A 1,763-nucleotide genomic window follows, 5' to 3' on the forward strand; every position below is an offset into this window, starting at 1 on the left:
GTGCAGCATCGCGCTGCCGTCGAAGTAATAGTTGTAGTCGCCCACCACGACGTCGCACCAGCGGGCGAGGTCCTGGCTGAGGTAGTACGGACACACATTGTGTTGCAGCGCGACCTTGCGCAATGTTTCCTTGTCCAGTACGCGGCTATCGACTGCCGCCTGCCTTGCCTGCGGCAGGCGGTCATAGAAGCCTTGCGCGAGCGGACACGATTCTCCATGGCAGGCCTTGTCCGGATGTTCGCAGGCCTTGTCGCGCGCCACGAGTTCCAGCACGCGCAGCGGCAGTGCCTTTATAGTGCCGACCTGCGACAGCGCATCGAAGGCGAGGCGGCGGCCCGATGTCTTCGCAGCGAGGAAGAACAGCTTGTCGATCTGCTGTCCCGGGCAGGCTTTCAGCAAGGGAAAGAGGGTGCCGATGGTCTTGCCGATGCCGGTCGGCGCTTCCGCCAGCAGGCAGCGCCCGCCGGCTGCGGCGCGGTACACCCCTTCCGCCAGTTCGCGCTGGCCGGTGCGAAAGGCTTCATGCGGAAAATGCAGCGCGGTGAGCGCTTCGTCGCGCGCGGCGCGATGGGCCATCTCCTGTTCCGACCACGCGAGGAAGCGTTCGCATTGCGTCTCGAAGAATTGCCTGAGCTCGCCGGCGCTGTGCGTTTCCGTGAGCAACGTCTCCTTTGCGCTGCCGATGTCGAAGTACACCAGCGCGAGTTCCACCTCGGGCAATCCCAGCTTCTCGCACAGCAGCCAGCCGTACACTTTCACCTGCGCCCAGTGCAGGTGGCGGTGATTGTCCGGCATGCGTTCGAGGTCGCCGCGGTGGGTCTTGATTTCCTCCACGCGCTTGCGCGCCGGGTCGTAACCATCGGCGCGTCCGCGCACGACGAGGTGCCGGTACTCGCCGCTCAGGCTGACTTCCGTCTGGTAGCCCGCTGGCCGTCGCGCGGTCACCGTCGCATGTCCCGCAATGCCTTCCTGTGCGGATGGCGACGGCGTGAAGCGCAGGTCGAGGTCGCCCTGCTTGGCGGTAAACTCGGTCAGCGCGCGGACGGCGACGACGTATTTCATCTGTCCGTCCATTGCACCCAGCACACTTCCACCGGGATGCCGTGCCGGGCGAAGCAATCCAGCCAGCGCAGCTGGTTGTCTTGCAAACGGTCGCCGGGTGCCTTCACCTCGACCATGCGGTAGCGCTTTTCGCGTGGCCAGAACTGGATCAGGTCGGGGAAGCCGGAGCGGTTGGCACGGATGTCGCGTAACATGCGTTCGAAACACACTTTCAGGTGCGCGGGTGGAATGCAGTCGAGCGCGGTGTCCAGCAATGCATCGTCGAGAATTTCCCAGAACACGAATGGCGACTGGATACCTGCCTTGTCCGCGTAGTTGCGGCGGATGATCTCCCTGTACTCCTGCGTGTCGAGCGCGGACAGGCAGCGTTCGAATTCCTGCGCGCGCTTGTGCCGGAAGTCCGCGCTTTGCAGGTCCGCCGGGCCCGTGTGGAAGGGATGGAAGAAGGCGCCGGGGACGGGTGTGAAGACAGCCTCCCAGCACAGCAGGCCGAACAGCGAATTGATGAGCGTGTTCTCGACATACCATGCGGGCGCGTCCGGCGTTTCGATATGCGCGCGTACCGCCTCTTCCACTGACCAGTCTCCCTGCGGCAACACGAGGTCGATGCGCGCGGTCTCGGCCTGTGTGCGCGGCGCCGGCTTCGGCAATCCCGCGAGGCGCAGCAGGCGGGGCAGCATGCGCTGCACCTGTTGCTGTTC

General features: G+C 64.8%; 1 protein-coding gene and 1 pseudogene. Both read right to left on the reverse strand.

The annotated features are described in order from the left end of the window. A pseudogene (locus AYR66_RS10070) lies at positions 1–1,062 on the reverse strand (ATP-dependent DNA helicase); the annotation flags it as partial. Then, positions 1,059–1,763 (reverse strand): VRR-NUC domain-containing protein (locus AYR66_RS10075; RefSeq protein WP_141104203.1); only part of this gene is annotated, 705 nt, incomplete at its 5' end. The gene AYR66_RS10075 and the pseudogene AYR66_RS10070, both read right to left, overlap by 4 nt.

The organism is Noviherbaspirillum denitrificans (genome assembly GCF_002211445.1).
GTDB lineage: Bacteria > Pseudomonadota > Gammaproteobacteria > Burkholderiales > Burkholderiaceae_D > Noviherbaspirillum > Noviherbaspirillum denitrificans.